Raw genomic sequence first — 19639 nt, forward strand, 5'->3', positions numbered from 1 at the left:
AGGTAGTAAGTACTATGAATCCCACTCCTTGGTATAAAAATTTCTGGCCATGGTTTTTAATCTCTTTTCCACTTGCCGCTATCATCGGTTGTGCGGGTCTTATTTATATGGCAATAGGCAACGGACCTGACATGGTTGTTGATGATTATTATAAAAAAGGAAAAGCAATCAATTTAGAGCTTAGTAAATTTAATAAAGCCAAAGCGCTTTATTTACATGGTGATTTAAACGTTACTGATGACAAAGTCACGTTTGTTTTTACTAAAGGTGATGCCAGTAATGTTCATTCTTTAAAAATGTCATTTTATCATCGCACCATTAAAGCTAACGACTTTGATGTAAGCTTGATGAAAAATGCTCATGGTGACTTTACAGCCCTGCTCGATGCTCATGTTGATGGTGCGTATACCGTATTTATTGAACCTGTCGATAACAGTTGGAAACTAAAAGAAGATATTATTCTTCCAACAGCTAAAACAATTTCGATTAGCCCTGAATATAAGTAGTTAACGCTCATGTCTGATAATTGCTTTCATTGTCTTGAAAGTGTGCCAAAAGGCTTTAATGCAACTGTCGTAATAGATGGGAAGGCACAGCCTATGTGTTGTATTGGCTGCCAAACAGTGGCCGAGAATATCGTTGCCCAAGGCATGACCGATTACTATAAGTTTAGAACTGTTCGCTCTGGGAAAGTTGAACAACTTGTTCCAGAGCAATTAGAGCTTATAAAAAGTTACGATAACGAAGATATTCAAGATGAGTTTATTGCCACCTCCCATGAGTTATCTGAGGTTTTACTCACCGTTGAAGGTATTACCTGTGCCGCCTGTGCTTGGCTTATTGAAAAGCAGCTACTTAATTTGTCAGCCATCAGACGCGTAGATGTAAATACCTCAACAAATCGTGCCATGATCCAGTGGGATAAATCAGTCACCCCACTGAGTAAAATAATTACTGCATTACATGAAATAGGTTACAAAGCCTACCCCTTTCAAGCCGACTTAGAAGCCAGCCAAAAGCAACAAGCTGCAAAGGCCTATATTCGCCGCTTAGGTGTCGCCGGCCTGATGACTATGCAGGTAATGATGTTTGCTTTTGCAATGTACTTTGGCATGTTTTCTGGCATGGAAGAAAACTTTGAACAATACTTTCGCTGGATAAGCCTCGTACTTGCTTCGCCGGTTATTCTTTACAGTGCATTACCCTTCTTAACGAATGCAATTAATGGATTAAGAGCAAAACAGCTGAATATGGACTTACCCGTCTCTTTGGCTATTTTTGGCGCGTATGGCGCAAGTTGTTATGCAACCATAATGTCGGTTGGCGAAGTGTATTTTGAATCAATCTGTATGTTTACCTTTCTATTATTGTTGGGTAAGTATTTAGAGTTCAGAGCACGATTAAAAGCCAGCGAATTCACAGCAAACCTACAAAAACTACTCCCGCTTACCGCACGCATTATTGATAACACCCATCAAGAATCAATCATTGCCGCTAAAAAACTCAAACTGGGCGACGTGGTGCTTATAAAAGCTGGTGAAACAATCCCTGCTGACGGGATAGTTATTAAAGGTAAAACAACGGTCGATGAAGCGATGATGACAGGCGAGCATCAACCCGTTAATAAGTTTGTTAATCATCAAGTATTTGCTGGCACCATTAACCACGATGGCGTGATCAGCATTGAGATTAATAAAATTGGCCAAAACACCCTTATTAATCAAATTATAAAATTGCAACATACAGCCTTAACTAAGCGTCCACGACTTGTTGAGATAACGGATAAAGTGGCACAATGGTTTGTCGCATGCTTATTGCTTTTTGCCTCAATCACCGCTATTGGCTGGTATCAAGTTGATCCTGAACATGCATTTTGGATCACCATTTCTGTATTGGTTGCAACCTGCCCGTGTGCGCTCAGCTTAGCGATTCCTACGGCACTCACTTGCGCCGTGGCAAGCTTAACTAAACGCGGTATATTAATAAAACAAGCCCACGTCTTAGAGACACTCCCTCAACTAAGTGATATCGCCTTTGATAAAACAGGCACACTCACACAAGGTCGTTTTACAATTGAGCGCATTGAGTTAATAGATAATACGTACTCAGAAGCTGAAGCATTAACTCTTGCTGCTCAGCTAGAGAGCTTTTCCGAGCACCCGATTGCCAATGCCTTTGCAGGGTTTAACAATAGCGTCAATCCGTTCGAAAATGTCACTATTGAACCAGGCAAAGGTATCATTGCTAACCTTAATAATGAGCACTTTGCGATTGGTAAAAGTGGCTGGTTTGAAACCGATAAAGCAGACGCCCAAGCCACTTTATATGCAAACAAACAGATTGTTGCACGCTTCTACCTATCGGATAGTTTGCGTAATAATGCCGATAAACTCATTAAAAACCTTCATGCGCAACACATAAAGTGCCATATGTTAACTGGGGATGCCTCAAACAGTGGGGAGCGATTGGCTAAACAACTAAATCTCGACACTGTTCACGCTGGCTGCAGCCCACAAGATAAGCAAACGCATGTTGATGCCCTTGCAAGTAAAGGTGCTGTGGTTGCTATGGTTGGAGACGGCGTTAATGACAGTCCAGTTTTTGCAAGTGCACACTTATCAATTGCGATGGAAACTGGGGCAGATATTTCCAAAAACAGTGCTGATGTGGTATTACTCAATAGTGATTTAAGCGCCATTGAGCATCTGCTTAGCGTCTCGAAAAAAACGCGCAGAATTGTGAAACAAAACTTGGCGTTATCACTTATTTACAATGGTTCGATTTTACCTTTAGCAGCATTGGGGCTCGTTGCGCCTTGGATGGCTGTTATTGGCATGTCTGCAAGCTCCATTTTGGTTATTACCAACTCATTAAGGTTATTAAAACTATGAGTATCATTTACATGTTAATCCCGATTGCGATTTTGTTTGTAATAATCGCTATTGGTGTATTTTTTTGGGCTGTAAAAAGTGAACAATTCTCAGATTTAAATAAACAGGGCCACAGTATCCTGTTTGAAGATGACAAAGAGCAGCACAACAAAAGTAATGATTGATCCCCTTTTCATTAGTGCATTTGTTATGGGGTTACTTGGCAGTGGCCATTGCTTAGCGATGTGTGGTGGCATTGCAAGTAGCTTACAGCTTGCCGCCGACAAAAATCGTGCTGTGAGCTTTTCTGTTGCCTACAATGTAGGGCGCGCGCTGAGTTATATGTTAGCGGGTGCTTTAGTCGCGGGTATCAGCAGTCGCTTTGCAGCACAGAACACCAGTATCGCCCTCGCTTTATCATTTTTGAGTGGCATTTTTATGCTACTTGTAGGCATCTATATTATGCGTTTGGCTGCCACATTACAGTGGTTAGAAAAACTTGGGAAAACGCTCGTGTGGCAACATTTAGCAAAATTAAATCGCTATTTATTGCCGGTTAATACAACCCCTAAAGCCCTGCTTTATGGTGCGCTTTGGGGTTGGCTGCCGTGTGGATTAGTTTACTCTGCACTGACATGGGCCCTGACGAGCCCTTCTGCGCTTCATGGTGCAGGGGTTATGCTATTTTTTGCCCTAGGCACATTTCCAGCGATGGTCAGTGTTGGCCTCGCGAGTCAAAAAATAAACGTTTTTTTAAACCATGTTTGGACTAGGGTTATTCTAGGAAGCGTAATAATATGGTACGGTGTATACTTATTAATTATAGCAACTGACAGGCTCGTTCATTAACCTTACGAGTTGTTAACTTATTAGAATGGATTTGATGTATGGACTTTTCACAAAACAAGTCAAAAGGCTTATGCACTATTAGCTGTAATAATTGCAGTATTAGTCAGCTGTGTTTACCATTTTCGCTTAACGGCCAAGAAATGGATCGTCTTGATGAGATTATCGAGCGTAAAAAGCCTCTTCACAAAGGCGACTTTTTATTTGAGTCGGGTGAAAAGCTAAATGCAATTTATGCAGTTCGCTCAGGTTCATTTAAGTCTTATACGCTTTCGGAGCAAGGTGATGAGCAAATCACAGGCTTTCATTTAGCCGGTGATCTCGTTGGCTTTGATGCTATCAATAAAATGTCTCATCAAAGTTTTTCGCAAGCGCTTGAAACATCAATGGTATGCGAAATTCCATTCGATACATTAGATGAATTGGCAGGTAAACTACCAAAGTTACGCCAACAAATTATGCGCTTGATGAGTAACGAAATTAATTACGACCAAGAAATGTTGTTACTGCTTAATAAGAAATCAGCAGAAGAGCGTTTAGCCAGCTTTATTTACAACCTTGCAGAACGATTTGGTGAGCGTGGTTTCTCGCGTAAAGAGTTCCGTCTTACAATGACTCGTGGCGAAATAGGTAATTATCTTGGTTTAACCGTCGAGACAATTAGCCGCCTACTAAGCCGCTTTCAAAAAGCCGACACTATCAAAGTTGAAGGTAAATTTATTACCATTTTAGATCAACAGGCGCTTGCTTCAACAGCCGCGATTAAATGTAAATAGAGTTTGATATAGCGCAACTTTCTATTGCTTGCCCCTTTAACTGCTCAGAATTTAGGTTACACTCAAAGGTATACCTTTTTGCAGAACAGTTAAGGAGCAGCATATGGACGCAATAAAACGAATTTTAGCAGTAATAGATCCCACCAAGGAACAGCAGCATAGTTTAAGCCGCTCAATTGACCTAGCCAAAAAGTCAGGCGCAACCATCACTGCTTTTCTTAGTATTTATGACTTCTCCTACGAAATGACCACAATGCTTTCATCTGATGAGCGTGAAGCCATGCGCGAAGCTGTCATCAAAGACCGTCAAGTCTGGTTAAATGAACAAATCGCCCTTTACCCTGAATTATCAATTGATAGTTGTGTTGTTTGGCACAATCGCCCTTACGAAGCCATTATTAATACGGTGATCAATGACGGTTATGATCTTGTGGTTAAAGGCACACATCAGCATGACACCCTTAAATCAGTGATTTTTACACCGACTGATTGGCACCTCATTCGTAAGTGCCCTGCACCGGTGTTATTGGTTAAAGAAAAAGAGTGGCCTGCACATGGCAACATACTCGCAGCAGTGAATGCAGTCAGTGAAAATGAGCAACACCTTGCGCTGAACAAACGTATTATCAATGATGCACGCTTTATTTGTGACCTTGCTAATGCGCAGCTTAATTTAGTGAATGCCTACCCTGCTACACCGGTAAATATTGCTATCGAAATTCCTGAGTTTAACCCGGGTGTATACAACGAATCGGTTAAAAAGCATCATTTTGAATCAACCTTAGAACTAGCAAAAAGTTTTCAAATTGATGAAGCACAATGCCACATTGAAGAAGGCCTTCCTGAAGATGTGATCCCTGATGTTGCTGCAAAACTTAACAGCGAGCTTGTGGTTATTGGCACTGTAGGCCGCACCGGTTTAAGTGCTGCATTGGTTGGTAATACAGCTGAGCATGTAATTGATAGCCTAGATTGCGACGTATTGGCTCTAAAACCAGATGGCTACGTGAGCCCTTTAGCAAAATAATTCTCATCGTTGCGGGAAACAAATAATTGTTGTTTACCCGCGCTTCAAATATAATACGCCCCTTTATTTTACCCATGTATTTATAAGGGGGCGTAGTGTCTCACTCAGCAGAAGCTAAAGCGCAATATAACTTTAATAAGTTACAAAAACGCTTACGTCGATTAACCGGCCAAGCCGTTATGGACTTTAATATGATCGAAGATGGCGATCGTATCATGGTCTGTTTATCAGGCGGCAAAGACAGCTACACCCTATTAGATACATTACAGCATCTACAACGTGTCGCACCGGTTAAGTTTGATTTGTTCGCGATTAACTTAGACCAAAAGCAACCAGGGTTTCCTGAGCACGTTTTACCCGAATACTTAGATAAACTCGGTATTGAATACAAAATAGTTGAAGAAGACACCTACAGCATTGTTACCGATATTATTCCTGAAGGTAAAACAACCTGTTCACTGTGCTCACGCCTTCGTCGCGGTATTTTATACCGTACAGCGAAAGAAATGGGCGCGACTAAAATTGCCCTTGGTCACCACCGCGATGATATGATAGAGACGTTGTTCTTAAATATGTTCTACGGCGGTAAATTAAAAAGTATGCCCGCTAAATTAATGAGCGATAACGGCGAGCATATGGTGATTCGCCCACTGGCATATTGTAAAGAAGTCGATATCGAAAAATACGCAGAGCGTATGGAATTCCCTATTATTCCATGTAACTTATGTGGCTCTCAGGAAAACTTGCAGCGTAAACACACAAAAGCCATGCTTGCTGAGTGGAATAAACAGCATCCGGGTCGTATTGAAAGCATTTTCACGGCAATGCAAAACGTCGTGCCGTCGCACTTAGCTGATAAAGACTTATTCAATTTTAAAGACCTGCAAACAGGTGATGTAATTGATGGTGGCGATATCGCCCTTGATAAGCCAGATATCCCAAAACAGCCTGCGCTTGATGACGAACACATTAGTGACGTTGTGACAATTAACCTAAGCTAATGGTTTAAAAAAACATTTAACTAATTATTAGGAGAGCAAAGAAGCTCTCCTTTTTATTTTTGGTAAAAAATTATCTAACTAACTTTCGCTCCTAATCGAGCTGCTTTCTCAAGCCAGACTTTTCTTTTATTGCTACTGGAATTTATAACTGGCCCAAAGTATGTAGTGGTTTTATTTTTAATGCCAGAAAAGTCCAAAATACAATGTTTAAAATTCTTATAGATAACATTCCCTTGAATGTATTTATACCAAAAAGCAGGGGTATCTAACGTTATTAATAACTCTGATGTACGTCCTTTTAATAACTTTTTCGGTATTGATTTACCTTCGACATATTTAAACGAAAACCCCGGTAAAAAAACTCTATCAATCGCCCCTTTAAACTTAGCAGGCATGGTTCCCCACCAAACAGGACTAACAATCACAATATGCTCAGACCACAGAATCTTCTCTTGGAGATCTGCTAAACAAGGCTCTAAATCAATCACTTTGTCATAGCCTTCGGCTAAGTTCATTTCGAAATTCAAGTCACCGATATTAACGTGCTTAACGTCATGTTTTTTTATGGCAACTGCTGCATACTGTTCCGCTAAAGATTTACACAGGCTGGTTAGTTTCGGGTTAGCATTGATTACTAATATTCTTTTCATACACTGACATATCCATTTAGAGTGAGGACACAGTGTAAACTCTCACCTAAGGGTAAGAGTCAAGTTCTTGAATACACTTATCAATTGAAATTCGGTAATTTTTAATGCGCTCTCTTTGAAGTTCAAGCTCCTTTATATTTTCTTCGACTACAGCTTGCTTTTGAATAAGGTAATGGCTGACAGCCTGCCAATCAAAATCCTCGTTTTCTCCCTTCAAAGCAACCATATCTGACAGTGCAACTCCCAGAGTTTGAGCCTCTTTATTAATTTGATTAAATAAATATTCTCTTGATTATAAACTCGATACTTTCCAACCCTAGAAACAGTCAGTAAACCCATTGATTCATAGAGCCTTATTGCTCTTTGTGTTGCCCCAGACAGTTTAGATGCCTCATTGAGATACATTCGAACGTCCTTATCCACCAAATCAATTTATGTGACATGCTTTGTTTGTATTTAAGAGATAGTGTTAGATATAGATTTTTCAGATTAATACCATTGTGCTTAATTAAGGGGTCTATTTTGAGGCAATAAAACCGCGTTGATAACAAGGGAAAAATTTAGTTATTTAGTTGTTCTCGGCAATTGCTCCTGCATTGCTCTACCTCCTGCATCCATGCAGTCGTAAATCAGAAATTTTTAACGTAGGTAGCGACTGGTTTAATCACTCAAAATGATGAAGTATTTTTGCAAAATGGTATAAATCATTAAAGCGTAATTTAAAAGCAACAAAAAAGGACCTGTAAAGATCCTTTTTTGAATAATTAGCTATGCTATAAAAAAGATGACTCAGCTATTTTACAATCCACGGCGTTGCACTAATAAGCTTTGCACTGCTATTAAGTAGAGTTTTGTCATCTTGCCACTCATCAGTGATTTTAATCGTGCAGCGGTTTTCTTTACAGCTAACCCCCTCACCCGACATACTTGCAGGAGCGTCAAATTTAAGTACGACTCCTTGTTGCTCAGGTAATAAAAACCACATTAGTTTGCTAACAAAAAAGCCCGATAAATCAGATAAAAGCTCATCAAACTCTTGGTTAAGCTCAAATAAATTCGCTTTTGTTAGTGCAAAGTTACTAAGCTCTGTTGCTTCAATTTGCAGCTTTAATTGGCAATCATGCTGAGGGTTTTTAGGCTGTACGACGATCACAGCTTTATCCGTGTCTAACTGCTTATCAAAAGGCAATAACAGCTGTGCATTGTCGGTGTAGGTTAAATCGAACTCTTGTTTTTCGGTTAGGATTTTACCTGACTTAATCGTACATACTTCGTTAGTGGCAATATCACTTAAATAAAAGTTAACTTGTGCGTACTGAAACTCCCCCTTGTTTACGACTTTTAAACGGTCGTAAAAACCGTCATATGCAATCACAAACTCACTGGCAGTTGCTTTAAAGCTCGTAACACTTAATGCACTGATCACACCCACCACTTTTAACAATAAAAAGATTTTATTCATCAAAATATGCTCTGTTCTGATTAATCATCGTGTTTAATTCTTCTATGTATGCTTCACGTCGCTCAGAATACGATAACAACCCTTGGGTTAGTTTTGTCGCTTCAATCGGTTTTTGTTGGCGACGTAAATCTGCGCGGATTGTGCGTAAATCTTTATACGCCGCATGGGTATTAATATTCTTAAAGTAAGAGCTTACAGCACCACGAACAGATTTGAATGCCGTCACTTCATGAGCCGCCTCATTTGCACGACGTCGTGGTACCATGCCACAGCCTTTGTTATAACACCATTGGCCAAAAAAGTTTAAGCCAATACGCGCAAAACGCGATGTTCCCCATGCTGACTCATTCGCCGCCTGCATTAAGGCAAGTTCTTTTGGAATGATATCAACACGACGCAGTGCTTGTGTCAAAGACAACACATCAATACTTGTTGGTAATTTATAACTGGTAAGAATTTTCTTAATATCAGACAGCTGCTTACTCGTCAGAGGCTCATTATATTCTAGCATCATACGTGCAATTTCTAAGCTGGCACGCTGCTGTAGAATTTTCTTGTTTTCAGCTTCAACATGGGGACGAATAAAATCAAAAAACGCCTGTTTCTTTTCTTTTACATCAGTAAAGCCCGCAAAGTCAGGCAGCTTTACATTATGTAATGGCTTTTCTTTTTTAATTACTCGCTGTTTACCCTGCTGAGTTGCCTCGGTTTGGTCGGCCTCCTCCACTGCAACATCTTGATTCATGAAAGGCGATAATAACGCCCATGCAAAAAAAGCGGTCAGTAAACCTCGAAAAACGTACTTAAGCATGTATTCTCTCAAATAAACTACAACTCATGTGCGGTAAAGCCACGCACACACAAAGGCGGATTATATCAAAGAGCTAATTTTTTCGCGAATATCAGCGTATTTTTTTGCCCTAACTCAACATGACTTGCTGCGAATCACGTCCAATTTACTCGCAATTTTCAAGTGCTTGCGTATACTAAAGGGCAACTGAGCGAGTAATTATAAGGTTCTATTTATGTGCCAGTCTTGGCAAGCGCGTATCATTGATCAGCAAAAATATCGCCCAAACGACAACCGCACTGCCTGGCAGGTTGACCGCTCTCGTATAATTCACGCGGCAGCATTTAGACGTTTACAAGCTAAAACTCAAATAATGGGCATTGGCCTAAACGATTTTTATCGTACTCGCCTCACCCATTCTCTTGAAGTCGCACAAATAGGCAGTGGTCTACTGCGCCACCTTAAAAAACAACACCCAAATTTTAGCCATTTCCCCAGTGGTAGCTTACTTGAAACCTTGTGCCTTGCTCATGATATTGGGCACCCTCCTTTTGGTCATGGTGGTGAAATAGCCCTTAATTACATGATGCGTGAACACGGTGGTTTTGAAGGAAATGCGCAAACCCTAAGAATTGTTTCTAAGCTTGAGCCATACAGCAATGGCTATGGTATGAACCTAACACGCCGCACTTTGCTTGGTTTTATAAAATACCCCGCTTTTATTGATGACTTATGGCACACCATTCCACCGCTCTCTGAGCAGCGCAGCTTTATTAAAGCTGATCACTGGCGTCCTGCAAAAGGCTTATACAAAGACGACAAAGATGTGTTTGATTGGATTGTCGCGCCACTATCAAAAAACGACCAGCACATTTTAAGTCGCCATTATAACGTTGATGAATTCAGAGCAAAAACACATTATAAATCGATTGACTCTGCCATCATGGAGCTCGCCGATGATATAGCTTATGCTGTTCATGACCTGGAAGATGCTATCGCCACAGAAGTACTCACATTAGCTGATTGGCAAAACCATGCATTAACGCAGTTACAAGCACTAAACTCACCATGGTTAACAACGCATTTAAGCTCTATTACGGCGCGCCTTTTTTCACACCATGAATATGAGCGAAAAGATGCCATCGGTGAGCTTGTTAATACTTTTATAATTCACGCCAATTTAGTGGTGCAAAATGCTGATTTCGAATCAGAAATCTTGCAATACACGGTTAGTTTACCCGACGAATTTGCAAGCATTCTTAATGTGTTAAAACACTTTGTATTTAAACGTTTAATTCGTGAACCGAAAATGCAGCAAGTTGAATTTAAAGGGCAAAATTTACTCATTGAACTGTTCAGTGCGTTTGCAAGTGATCCTATGCGTTTACTGCCAGAAACCACCCAAGAAATGTGGCTAAATGCACACCAACAAGGTGATAATGCAATGCGTATTATCTGCGATTACTTATCGGGGATGAGTGACGAATACGCATATAAAACCTATCAACGCCTATTTTTACCCTCTGCTTAAGGACTTTGAAGAGGGTAAAATATTGAGCTAGTATTTAATTAGTACCTAATTACTATAACAACTTTCTTTCGCATTTTATTAAACATGGATTGGAATAATGCTCAAAAAACACCTGCTTATTAGCACGCTTTTACTCTCTCCTTTAACTTGCTTCGCAAATGAATCCCTGCCTGATCCACTGTTAGAAGAGCGTGGTGTCATCATTAAAGATGCCAGTCAATTTGACTGGGTAAGGCTCAACTCAGGTGAATGGCTCAAAGGTGAACTTATCGCAATGTACGATAAAGAGCTTGAATTTGACAGTGATGTACTCGACACCCTCGTAATTGACCGTGAAGATATCTATATGATTGTCTCTGACCGCCATCACACAGTACGCTTTAACGACGGCACAGAACTCAGTGGCACACTTAATATATCAGGCGGTTATGTAAAGGTCGGTGACTTACCGGCAAAGTATCGCTATCGTGATTTAGTGTCGATTGCCCCTTCAATCGACAGTGAGCTCAGCGCGTGGACAGTAAAAATTTCCTTGGGTGCTGATTTATCGCGAGGTAATACAGACCAAACAGAATACTCTGCCAGAGCCGATATTAAACGTCGTACGGCATCGAGTCGCTTTTTAGCCGAGTTTTTAGGCTACCGTACCACCAGCGATGAACAAGTAACTAAAAACAACATTAGAGCCAATGGCACGTTCGACTGGTTTTACACTCAAAAAATGTATTTCCGTCCTATCTTTTTTGAATATTACCGTGACCCTTTTCAAAACATTGCTAATAAATACACTGTAGGCGCAGGTGTCGGTTATTACGTGATGGATACCGACAAAACTGAGTGGGATTTTTCAACTGGCCCTGCGTATCAAAAAACTGAATTTGATACTGTCACCACCGGTGAAGACAAAAGTAATGCGTCAATGTCTTACTTTATTGGCACTAATTTTGAGCATGAACTTACTAAAAAAATCGACTTTACCTTCAATTATCGCTACCTCACGGCCAAAAGTGATACAGGAGGAGATTCTCAATACGCTATGGCAAGTTTCGAGATTGATATTACTGACGACATTGATTTTGATATCTCTCTGGTTTGGGATTACTTAGCAGACCCGATTGCCGACGAGAATGCCGTGGTGCCTGAAAAGGAAGACTATAAAATGATTTTTGCTTTGGGAATCGATTTATAAAATACGCGTTTAAAAACGATCGTTTAAAACAAAAAACGCCGAACAATTTTGCTCGGCGTTTTTGTTACCACTCATTAAATTAAAGTGATTTAACACCCATATTATAAAGCGTGAAACCATAGATATCAGCGTACTGATCAATAATCTTACTGGTTGGTGTACCCGCGCCATGACCCGCGTTAGTTTCAATACGGATCAGGTAAGGGTTCTGTTTTGCACCTTTTGCTTGTAACTCAGCGGCAAATTTAAATGAATGAGCAGGTACAACACGGTCATCGTGATCGCCTGTCGTCACAAGCGTTGCAGGGTACGTTACCCCCTCTTTTACGTTATGAACAGGTGAATACCCTTTCAAGTAGTCAAACATCTCTTTACTTTGTTCACTAGTACCGTAGTCATACGCCCAGCCTGCACCCGCTGTAAATGTGTGATAGCGCAGCATATCCAGTACACCAACAGCCGGTAATGCTACTTTGAATAGCTCTGGGCGCTGGGTCATAACCGCACCAACTAATAAGCCACCGTTTGAACCACCACGCACAGCTAAATAGTCTGGCGAGCTGTATTTTTTATCGTTTAGATATTCTGCAGCCGCAATAAAATCATCAAATACATTTTGTTTTTTAAGCTGTGTACCATTAATGTGCCACTGTTTACCATATTCACCACCGCCACGAATATTAGCAACTGCATACACACCACCGTGCTCAAGCCACGCTGCAACTGTTGGGCTGTAGCTTGGTGTTAAACTTACATTAAAGCCACCATAGCCATATAAAATCGTTGGATTTTTACCGTTAAGTTCAGTGCCTTTCTTATACGAAATAATCATCGGTACTTTCGTGCCGTCTTTCGATGTGTAAAACACTTGTTCAGACACGTACTCGTCGCTGTTAAATTTAGCACCCGACTTGCGATATACATCCGATTGCCCTGACTCAATATCAAATGAGTAAGTGTTACCCGGCGTCGTGTAATTCGTGAAAGAATAATACAGCGTGTCAGCGTCATGCTTGCCACTAAAACCATAGGCTGTGCCTACACCTGGTAAACTGATTTCGCGAACTAACTTACCTGATTTATCGTACTGCTTAACTTGCGAGATAGCATCGACCATATACTTAGCGAAGAAGTAATTTCCCCCTTTAGTCAGGCTCAATACATTGTCTGTTTCGGGAATAAGATCTTGCCAGTTTTCTGGGCTTGGATTATTCGCATCAACTGTCACAACACGTTTATTCGGTGCATTTAAGTTTGTTACCAAATACAATTTACTGCCATCATTATCAATAATGGATGTATCAGAATCTGTGTTGTCTAAAATTGTCACCAATTCGCTATCTGGATTAGATAAGTCTTTAATAAACAGTTTATTACCAGATGTTGAGGTACTTGCCGAGATGATCAAGTAGCGATTATCGCGGGTAACAGCAGCCCCAATATAACGATGTTTTTGTTCTTCTGTGCCACCATAAACTAACTGATCATCCGCTTGAGAAGTGCCAAGCTTATGATAATACACTTTATGTTGATCAGTTTTAGCCGACAGCTCACTCCCTTTTGGCTTATCGTAGCTTGAATAATAAAAACCTTCATTTCCTAACCACGAAATACCACTAAATTTCACATCAACTAACGCCTCTTCAATAGGCTGCTTAGTGGCAGTATCAATAATAATAATTTTACGCCAGTCGCTTCCACCCTCTGAAATCTGGTACGCTGCTAGCGTGCCATCTTCGGTAAACGTTAATCCCGACATAGAGGTTGTGCCATCAGCACTGAATGTATTAGGGTCAAGGAAAACTTCAGCCTCTGAGTCACCTTTTTTACGGTAAACAACGTATTGGTTTTGTAGGCCATCATTTTTGTAGAAATAGGTGTACTCGCCCTCAGTGAACGGCGCAGTGACTTTTTCATAGTTCATTAGCTTTTCGAGAGTCGTTTTTAATTCATCTCGATAAGGAATATTCTTTAGGTAAGAAAATGTCACCTCATTTTCGGCTTTAACCCATTGCGCCGTCTCTTCGCTCATGTCGTCTTCAAGCCAACGGTAAGGATCGGCAACCTTTTCACCGAAATACTCGTCAACAACATTGCCTTTTTTAGTTTCAGGATAATTCACGGCAGCTTTTACCTCTGCGGTTTTTACTGTTTGTTCTGTCTTCGTTGTGGTTGATTCACTGCAACCAGCCAGTGCAATTAGAATTGCACATGCAAGCGTCTTCTTAATCATAATCTTCATACTTTTTAGTTATTGTTAACAAACAGAAAATAGAGTTAATGAAATAGAAAGTCTAGCAATTTGCGGTTAAACACAGCCTAGGCTGTAAACCAATGTAAAATACCAATAAAAAAGCCACGCAAGTGCGTGGCTCTGCAATAAAAAGGGTGCCTATACTTTAGTCAACCAACCGTGGTTGTCCGGTGATTTACCCCATTGAATATTATTCAATGCTTGGCGTAACTTCGCCACTTTCTCACCCGGCTCGCCCGAGCCTACTTTATACTCTTGGTCGTTATGAATAAGTGTACCAACAGACGTCAGCACTGCAGCAGTGCCTGAAAGCGCAGCTTCAGTACCTGGCTTAGCGGCACGCTCTAGTAATTCACTTACGGTAAAGTTGCGTTCAGACACCGTCATACCTAAATCTCTGGCAATAGTTAAAATACTATTACGCGTAACACCGTGTAAGAAAGTGCTATCAAGTGCCTTGGTGATAATTTCATCACCATCAATAAGAATGAAGTTGGCAGCACCCGTTTCTTGTACGTCACCACCTGGGCAGAACAATATTTGGTCAGCCTGATGCTCAGAGCGTGCTTGTAAAATAGGCCCTAATGCACTGGCGTAGTTACCACCACTTTTTACCATACCCATATGAGGCGCACAGCGCATGCCGTCTTCTTCAAGTAATACACGAAGTGCTGTTGCACCCCCTGCAAAATAATCACCTACAGGCGAAAGAAGCACATACAGTAATGAACTCATTGAAGGCGCAGCCGCTTTACCAATTGCCGCTTCTGTACCAATATGAGTTGGGCGAATATACATTGAACCCGGAGGGGCTGGCGTTTCGTCTGCGTACTCTTTAACAATGTCTTTGATCATTTGCTCAAGCATACTTTCATCAAAATCAGGCAAGTTTAATAGCTTTGAGCTTTGCTTCATTCGGGCAATATTTGCGTCCATACGAAAGATATAGACCGAGCCATCTTCGTGACGAAATGCTTTTAATCCTTCAAAACACGTGCTTGAATAATGTAATACGTGAGCACCTGCGTGTAATTCGATTTTATCAGATGGGACCAGCGCGCTTTCACTCCATGTGTTGTCTGCAAAGCGTGCTTGGATCATGTGTGGCATAAATACAGTACCAAATGCGGCCATTGTTGTTCTCTCTTGTTTGGACTACTTTTTCTCCATTGTATGCTAATACATCCCCGTTTAACCATAGCTAACGCATGCCTTTTATCGATTAAAGTGCAAATAATTTCACCTCGCAGTATAAAAAACACGCAATTTAATTGCGTGTTTTTTATTAATAATCATTCACGGTCACGTTTTTGCTTTTACCGGTAATTCATTCGTGCCGTTAGTCGATTAAAAAAGCGAGGGAAAAAGCGTTTAATTGTCGGCGCTAAACCGCTGATCCCTTCACCAACGACAACCTCATCCTTTTCCGCTTCTATGGCTTTGATCATTTTCGCAGCAGCTCTGCCAACATCCATCCCATTTTCAATCGACTCTTCGGGTTTATTTTGTGGTTTACCTTGCCCATCCAACGAATTATGCGCAATGGCTGTTTTGATTGACCCGGGACAGATTGTTAAACAATTGACATTTTTATCTGCCAGTTCAGCACGCAAACAATCCATAAACCCCACAACCGCATATTTTGAGCCCGAGTAACCGGTTCTGAATTTAGAGCCAACTTTACCCGCCACACTGCTTATCGATACCACCATGCCCATACCTTGTTTAACCATCTGCGGCACGACCACTTTCGTTAATGCAATAAGGCCAAAGTAGTTCACCTCCATTAACTGGCGATACACACTGAAATCGTTTTCTAAAAACAAACTGCGCTGCGACACCCCGCCGTTATTAATTAGCACATCAATGCGCTTAATACGTTCAACAACCGCAGGCATCTCTTTAAGCAGCGCCTCAGGCTCTGCTAAATCGAGTGGCACAACATGATGCATTCCGCCTAAACGTGTATTTAGCGCTTTTAATTTATCTTCATTACGGGCAGATAAAACCAAGATTGCCCCTTTTGCAGCCAATTGTTCACACAGTGCTTCACCAATACCTGATGATGCCCCCGTAACCCAAACTATTTTATCTTTTAAATTCATGTGTGTTCCTTTTCTTATTGTTATTATTGCTGTTATCACGCTTTATGTGGACCTGCATGTTGCTCAATGTAATCAGCAACATCTTTATAAAAACCAAGTATGATTAAGGCTTCTACGACAACAAATAAGGGGCCAATAACGAGGCCAATAATGTCATCAACAAAGGCGGGTTTTTTACCTTCATAGTAATGACCCATAAATTGAAATAGCCAACCCACCACAAAGCAGCCCACACTCACAGCCAGCCACATTGATGTTGAAAGCAAAACGACAGGCTGTGCAATAATGCTCAATAAAGCAAAGCACACAGCCATAATTAGCCCCATAGAAACACTGAGCATTAAGTAATACAGGCACGTAATCGCAATAACAATACTTGCCACTGTTAACGTAACGGGTTCAAGCATGATTGTTGCGCGTTGCAATAAACAAATAATGGCAAACACAATCAAGGGAATACCAATAAAATGTGTATAGATATTGCGTTTTGAACGGTGATAAAGGGCGTAATTGCTCAGCTGTTGTTTGAGAGTTTTCATTATTATTCCTGCCAAAACTGTGTTCAAAACTCAGATTAGCAGAAAATTTACCACTAAGAATGTCATCTAGCCGACATTTTAAAGTAACTACATTAAACTAGCGCATCGATGACCTTGCCTTTTTCGGCTTCTGGCTGCATATCCATGCGCTCGCGTCCTTTTTGATATTCTTCATCAAGCATGCCTTGCAACTCATTCATTTTTTCTTGCAGTGCTTTGGTATCTGCACCTTGTTGTTGCATTTGTTCCGCAAGCTTTTCTATTTGCGCTTTGATTTCATCGATTTTCTCTTTATCTACCCCTAAGCGCTAATAAACAAGAGCTTCGTTTGCTGTCTCTAAAAATGAACTTGGTTCGGGTTGTTTTCTTAATAGACTTTGTGCATCAGAAGACGTTTGAGGCATCAATTTTGATTCTGATACATCCACTGCTCGCTCAAGTTTATTAGTGCCTGAGTAATGATAAGCTTTATATTGGTTATGAAAAGTAATAGCCACACGTAATCGTCCTTTAAACTTGTCTGAAAAGATGTAGCAATTTTAGTTCCAAGCTAACATTGAGCTAAGAGTTTATCTAAATTTTCTATTTCAACTATCTGATATTTAAGACTAATAACTGACTCTGTTTGCAATGATTGTAATATTTGATTCACTGTTTGCCGTGTTAAATAAGTCATATCGGCAAGTTGTTGCTGAGAAAGTGGCAACCTAGTTTGCCCCGATGAGTGGCACAACATATACAGTCGCTTACTGACTTTTTGCTTTGCCGTAAGTAACGCATGATCTTCTAAAGAATCAAACAAACTTCTCACTTTCTCGGTTAATAACACCCCAAAGTCATGCCAGTATATCGGGTGTTCGTTCAGCAATTGAGTGAGTGCTCGTTCAGACACATGTATAAGGCGCACTGAAGTATGGGCATACACATCGTGGGTTCGTTTGCCGCCATCAAAAAGCGCCACTTCACCAAACCACATGGCACTTGTTACAAAACTAAGCACCGCTTCTTTACCTTGTTTGTTTACGCCCGATACACGTAACACCCCACTTATTACACAATACAAACCCGTATTTTCATCACCGCGCAAAAATAAGGCATCACCTGCATTACACGTGATTAATTTAGCGTTTTTAAGTAAGTGTTGCTTAAACTCTTGGCTGCGATTTTTAAACCATTTATCGTGGTTAATTATCGAAAGGTCTTGTTCATTCAATTATTTATACTTACATTGTTATGAGTGCAATTACTTATAATAAGAGGATACAGGATGTTTAACAAACTACTTTCGACCAGCTTACTGCTCAGTGCTATGTCTGCTCCTGCATTTGCCAGTGATATAGAGGCAGAACTTAAATCAGCCAACAATAGTGTCAGTGAAAAGGTCATAAAATGGCGCCGCCATCTGCATCAATATCCAGAACTGAGCAATCGTGAATTTGAAACGGCAAAGTATGTTGCTAAACACCTTCGCTCATTAGGACTAGAAGTGCAAACAGGCGTAGCTCACACCGGTGTGGTGGCCAAATTAAAAGGCGGCAAAAAAGGGCCACTTATCGCGCTTCGTGCAGATATGGATGCCCTGCCGGTTAAAGAGCAAGTTGATTTACCTTTTGCATCAACACAAACAACTGAATATAAAGGTAATACCGTGGGTGTTATGCATGCCTGTGGCCACGATAATCATGTTGCAATCTTAATGGCTGCTGCTGAGTCTTTGGTAAAAATTAAAGATAATCTCGCTGGCGATATTCTATTTGTATTCCAACCTGCAGAAGAAGGTGCACCCGATGGCGAAGAAGGGGGTGCTGAACTAATGCTAAAAGAAGGCTTATTTAAAGAAAAACCCGAAGCCATCTTTGGTTTACATGTCACCAGCTCACTAAACACAGGGCAAATTGGTTTTCGTGAAGGACCGCTAATGGCCAGCGCCGATAAATTTACGATTACTGTAAAAGGTCGCCAAACTCATGGCTCGCGTCCTTGGAATGGGGTTGACCCCATTGTCGCGTCATCACAAATTATTATGGCAACGCAAACCATTGCATCACGCCAAGTTGATGTAACAAAAGCCCCTTCTGTTGTCTCCTTTGGTGCCATTAATGGGGGTGTACGTAATAATATAATCCCTGATCAAGTTGAAATGGTCGGTACAATTCGTACTTTTGATCAAGACATGCGTGCTGATATTAAAAAACGCTTAGCTAAAACCGCCGAAATGGTGGCTGAATCTGGTGGCGCAGAAGCGCATGTTCACATTGATCACGGTTACCCAGTCACCGTGAACGATGTTGAATTAACCAAGAAAATGACACCAACACTTGCAGGTGTGGTTGGCAAAGAAAACCTGATCACAACGCCATTAATAACAGGGGCAGAAGACTTTAGTTACTATGCCTTAGAAACACCAGGAATGTTCTTCTTTTTAGGAGTTACGCCAAAAGGTCAAGATGCCGTAACAGCGCCTAGTAACCATTCACCACACTTTTTTGCAGACGAGAAAGCATTACAATTGGGTGTCAACGCCATGACGCAATTAGTGGTTGATTACCTTAAATAGTTGATTATCTTAAATAATAATCTTGTGAAAAGAGCCGAACTA

General features: G+C 40.8%; 22 protein-coding genes. 10 read left to right on the plus strand and 12 right to left on the minus strand.

Features of this window, described 5'->3' with window-relative positions; all coding sequences use genetic code 11:
* Positions 1-14: 14 nt before the first annotated feature.
* From H3302_RS09075 to ttcA, 7 genes are all read left to right on the plus strand, one after another.
* Complete coding sequence (locus H3302_RS09075) at positions 15-506, plus strand: FixH family protein (RefSeq protein ID WP_065978504.1); 492 nt, start codon at positions 15-17, stop codon at positions 504-506.
* Positions 507-515: 9 nt separating this feature from the next.
* Positions 516-2891: a heavy metal translocating P-type ATPase gene (locus H3302_RS09080; RefSeq protein ID WP_182394979.1), complete on the plus strand. Its 2376-nt coding sequence runs from the start codon at positions 516-518 to the stop codon at positions 2889-2891.
* A complete protein-coding gene (gene ccoS, locus H3302_RS09085; RefSeq protein ID WP_036967866.1) occupies positions 2888-3055 on the plus strand; it encodes a cbb3-type cytochrome oxidase assembly protein CcoS in 168 nt (55 codons plus the stop codon). Before H3302_RS09080 ends, ccoS begins: the two co-directional genes overlap by 4 nt.
* Complete coding sequence (locus H3302_RS09090) at positions 3048-3719, plus strand: sulfite exporter TauE/SafE family protein (RefSeq protein ID WP_036967863.1); 672 nt, start codon at positions 3048-3050, stop codon at positions 3717-3719. Before ccoS ends, H3302_RS09090 begins: the two co-directional genes overlap by 8 nt.
* Positions 3720-3757: 38 nt before the next feature.
* On the plus strand, positions 3758-4492 hold the full coding sequence (locus H3302_RS09095) for an FNR family transcription factor (RefSeq protein WP_182394981.1): 735 nt from the start codon (positions 3758-3760) through the stop codon (positions 4490-4492).
* Between the two features lie 103 nt (positions 4493-4595).
* Entirely contained in the window at positions 4596-5519 is a 924-nt protein-coding gene (gene uspE, locus H3302_RS09100) for a universal stress protein UspE (RefSeq protein ID WP_036967857.1), read from the plus strand.
* A gap of 95 nt (positions 5520-5614) precedes the next feature.
* On the plus strand, positions 5615-6520 hold the full coding sequence (gene ttcA / locus H3302_RS09105) for a tRNA 2-thiocytidine(32) synthetase TtcA (RefSeq protein WP_065978506.1): 906 nt from the start codon (positions 5615-5617) through the stop codon (positions 6518-6520).
* A gap of 74 nt (positions 6521-6594) precedes the next feature.
* Here ttcA and H3302_RS09110 read toward each other — a convergent pair whose 3' ends face one another.
* The 5 genes from H3302_RS09110 to H3302_RS09125 all read right to left on the minus strand — a co-directional run bounded on the left by H3302_RS09110 (position 6595) and on the right by H3302_RS09125 (position 9443).
* Positions 6595-7170, minus strand: coding sequence for an NAD(P)H-dependent oxidoreductase (locus tag H3302_RS09110; RefSeq protein WP_182394983.1), 576 nt, complete (start codon positions 7168-7170; stop codon positions 6595-6597).
* A gap of 46 nt (positions 7171-7216) precedes the next feature.
* On the minus strand, positions 7217-7396 hold the full coding sequence (locus tag H3302_RS19830; RefSeq protein WP_220469613.1) for a hypothetical protein: 180 nt from the start codon (positions 7394-7396) through the stop codon (positions 7217-7219).
* Positions 7384-7575, minus strand: coding sequence for a MerR family transcriptional regulator (locus H3302_RS20005; protein WP_220469614.1), 192 nt, complete (start codon positions 7573-7575; stop codon positions 7384-7386). The genes H3302_RS19830 and H3302_RS20005 overlap by 13 nt, the downstream gene beginning before the upstream one ends.
* A 388-nt stretch (positions 7576-7963) precedes the next feature.
* The gene (locus tag H3302_RS09120; RefSeq protein ID WP_405127523.1) at positions 7964-8542 is read right to left on the minus strand and encodes a DUF2987 domain-containing protein; all 579 of its coding nucleotides are present in this window, start codon (positions 8540-8542) and stop codon (positions 7964-7966) included.
* A gap of 82 nt (positions 8543-8624) precedes the next feature.
* A complete protein-coding gene (locus tag H3302_RS09125) occupies positions 8625-9443 on the minus strand; it encodes a glucosaminidase domain-containing protein (protein ID WP_180310903.1) in 819 nt (272 codons plus the stop codon).
* Positions 9444-9657: 214 nt separating this feature from the next.
* On the opposite strand from H3302_RS09125, the gene H3302_RS09130 reads away from it, so the two are divergent.
* Together H3302_RS09130 and H3302_RS09135 are read left to right on the plus strand one after the other, a co-directional pair.
* Positions 9658-10953, plus strand: coding sequence for an anti-phage deoxyguanosine triphosphatase (locus H3302_RS09130; RefSeq protein WP_036967839.1), 1296 nt, complete (start codon positions 9658-9660; stop codon positions 10951-10953).
* A gap of 97 nt (positions 10954-11050) precedes the next feature.
* Positions 11051-12142, plus strand: coding sequence for a YdiY family protein (locus H3302_RS09135; protein WP_083202724.1), 1092 nt, complete (start codon positions 11051-11053; stop codon positions 12140-12142).
* Between the two features lie 79 nt (positions 12143-12221).
* Here H3302_RS09135 and H3302_RS09140 read toward each other — a convergent pair whose 3' ends face one another.
* The 7 genes from H3302_RS09140 to H3302_RS09165 form a co-directional block, all read right to left on the minus strand.
* Positions 12222-14375 carry a prolyl oligopeptidase family protein gene (locus H3302_RS09140; protein ID WP_036967836.1) on the minus strand — a complete coding sequence of 718 codons (2154 nt, stop codon included), beginning with the start codon at positions 14373-14375 and terminating at the stop codon, positions 12222-12224.
* A 159-nt stretch (positions 14376-14534) separates the two neighbouring features.
* Entirely contained in the window at positions 14535-15530 is a 996-nt protein-coding gene (locus H3302_RS09145) for a branched-chain amino acid aminotransferase (protein WP_182394986.1), read from the minus strand.
* Between the two features lie 182 nt (positions 15531-15712).
* Positions 15713-16501, minus strand: a complete 789-nt coding sequence (locus H3302_RS09150; protein WP_065978510.1) for an SDR family oxidoreductase — start codon at positions 16499-16501, stop codon at positions 15713-15715.
* Positions 16502-16536: 35 nt separating this feature from the next.
* On the minus strand, positions 16537-17040 hold the full coding sequence (locus tag H3302_RS09155; protein ID WP_118844381.1) for a DUF962 domain-containing protein: 504 nt from the start codon (positions 17038-17040) through the stop codon (positions 16537-16539).
* Between the two features lie 92 nt (positions 17041-17132).
* Positions 17133-17282, minus strand: coding sequence for a hypothetical protein (locus H3302_RS19900; RefSeq protein ID WP_259369848.1), 150 nt, complete (start codon positions 17280-17282; stop codon positions 17133-17135).
* A 66-nt stretch (positions 17283-17348) separates the two neighbouring features.
* Positions 17349-17537 carry a hypothetical protein gene (locus H3302_RS19905; RefSeq protein ID WP_259369849.1) on the minus strand — a complete coding sequence of 63 codons (189 nt, stop codon included), beginning with the start codon at positions 17535-17537 and terminating at the stop codon, positions 17349-17351.
* Positions 17538-17590: 53 nt separating this feature from the next.
* The gene (locus tag H3302_RS09165) at positions 17591-18253 is read right to left on the minus strand and encodes a Crp/Fnr family transcriptional regulator (RefSeq protein ID WP_065978513.1); all 663 of its coding nucleotides are present in this window, start codon (positions 18251-18253) and stop codon (positions 17591-17593) included.
* Between the two features lie 54 nt (positions 18254-18307).
* Here H3302_RS09165 and H3302_RS09170 point away from each other — a divergent pair, with 54 nt between their 5' ends.
* Positions 18308-19597, plus strand: a complete 1290-nt coding sequence (locus tag H3302_RS09170; RefSeq protein ID WP_118844383.1) for an amidohydrolase — start codon at positions 18308-18310, stop codon at positions 19595-19597.
* Positions 19598-19639 lie beyond the last annotated feature (42 nt).

Source organism: Pseudoalteromonas sp. MT33b (genome assembly GCF_014117385.1).
Classification (GTDB): Bacteria; Pseudomonadota; Gammaproteobacteria; order Enterobacterales; family Alteromonadaceae; genus Pseudoalteromonas; species Pseudoalteromonas lipolytica.

Bases quoted from the DNA above. Each gene is read 5' to 3' on its own strand.
- H3302_RS09135 (WP_083202724.1), top strand. From the start codon at position 11,051: ATGCTCAAAAAACACCTGCTTATTAGCACGCTTTTACTCTCTCCTTTA.
- H3302_RS09170 (WP_118844383.1), top strand. From the start codon at position 18,308: ATGTTTAACAAACTACTTTCGACCAGCTTACTGCTCAGTGCTATGTCT.
- H3302_RS09155 (WP_118844381.1), bottom strand. From the start codon at position 17,040: ATGAAAACTCTCAAACAACAGCTGAGCAATTACGCCCTTTATCACCGT.
- ccoS (WP_036967866.1), top strand. From the start codon at position 2,888: ATGAGTATCATTTACATGTTAATCCCGATTGCGATTTTGTTTGTAATA.
- H3302_RS09095 (WP_182394981.1), top strand. From the start codon at position 3,758: ATGGACTTTTCACAAAACAAGTCAAAAGGCTTATGCACTATTAGCTGT.
- H3302_RS09080 (WP_182394979.1), top strand. From the start codon at position 516: ATGTCTGATAATTGCTTTCATTGTCTTGAAAGTGTGCCAAAAGGCTTT.
- H3302_RS09125 (WP_180310903.1), bottom strand. From the start codon at position 9,443: ATGCTTAAGTACGTTTTTCGAGGTTTACTGACCGCTTTTTTTGCATGG.
- H3302_RS09110 (WP_182394983.1), bottom strand. From the start codon at position 7,170: ATGAAAAGAATATTAGTAATCAATGCTAACCCGAAACTAACCAGCCTG.
- H3302_RS20005 (WP_220469614.1), bottom strand. From the start codon at position 7,575: ATGTATCTCAATGAGGCATCTAAACTGTCTGGGGCAACACAAAGAGCA.
- H3302_RS19900 (WP_259369848.1), bottom strand. From the start codon at position 17,282: ATGCAACAACAAGGTGCAGATACCAAAGCACTGCAAGAAAAAATGAAT.
- H3302_RS09090 (WP_036967863.1), top strand. From the start codon at position 3,048: ATGATTGATCCCCTTTTCATTAGTGCATTTGTTATGGGGTTACTTGGC.
- H3302_RS09075 (WP_065978504.1), top strand. From the start codon at position 15: ATGAATCCCACTCCTTGGTATAAAAATTTCTGGCCATGGTTTTTAATC.
- uspE (WP_036967857.1), top strand. From the start codon at position 4,596: ATGGACGCAATAAAACGAATTTTAGCAGTAATAGATCCCACCAAGGAA.
- H3302_RS09150 (WP_065978510.1), bottom strand. From the start codon at position 16,501: ATGAATTTAAAAGATAAAATAGTTTGGGTTACGGGGGCATCATCAGGT.
- H3302_RS09130 (WP_036967839.1), top strand. From the start codon at position 9,658: ATGTGCCAGTCTTGGCAAGCGCGTATCATTGATCAGCAAAAATATCGC.
- H3302_RS09145 (WP_182394986.1), bottom strand. From the start codon at position 15,530: ATGGCCGCATTTGGTACTGTATTTATGCCACACATGATCCAAGCACGC.
- H3302_RS19830 (WP_220469613.1), bottom strand. From the start codon at position 7,396: ATGGTTGCTTTGAAGGGAGAAAACGAGGATTTTGATTGGCAGGCTGTC.
- H3302_RS09140 (WP_036967836.1), bottom strand. From the start codon at position 14,375: ATGATTAAGAAGACGCTTGCATGTGCAATTCTAATTGCACTGGCTGGT.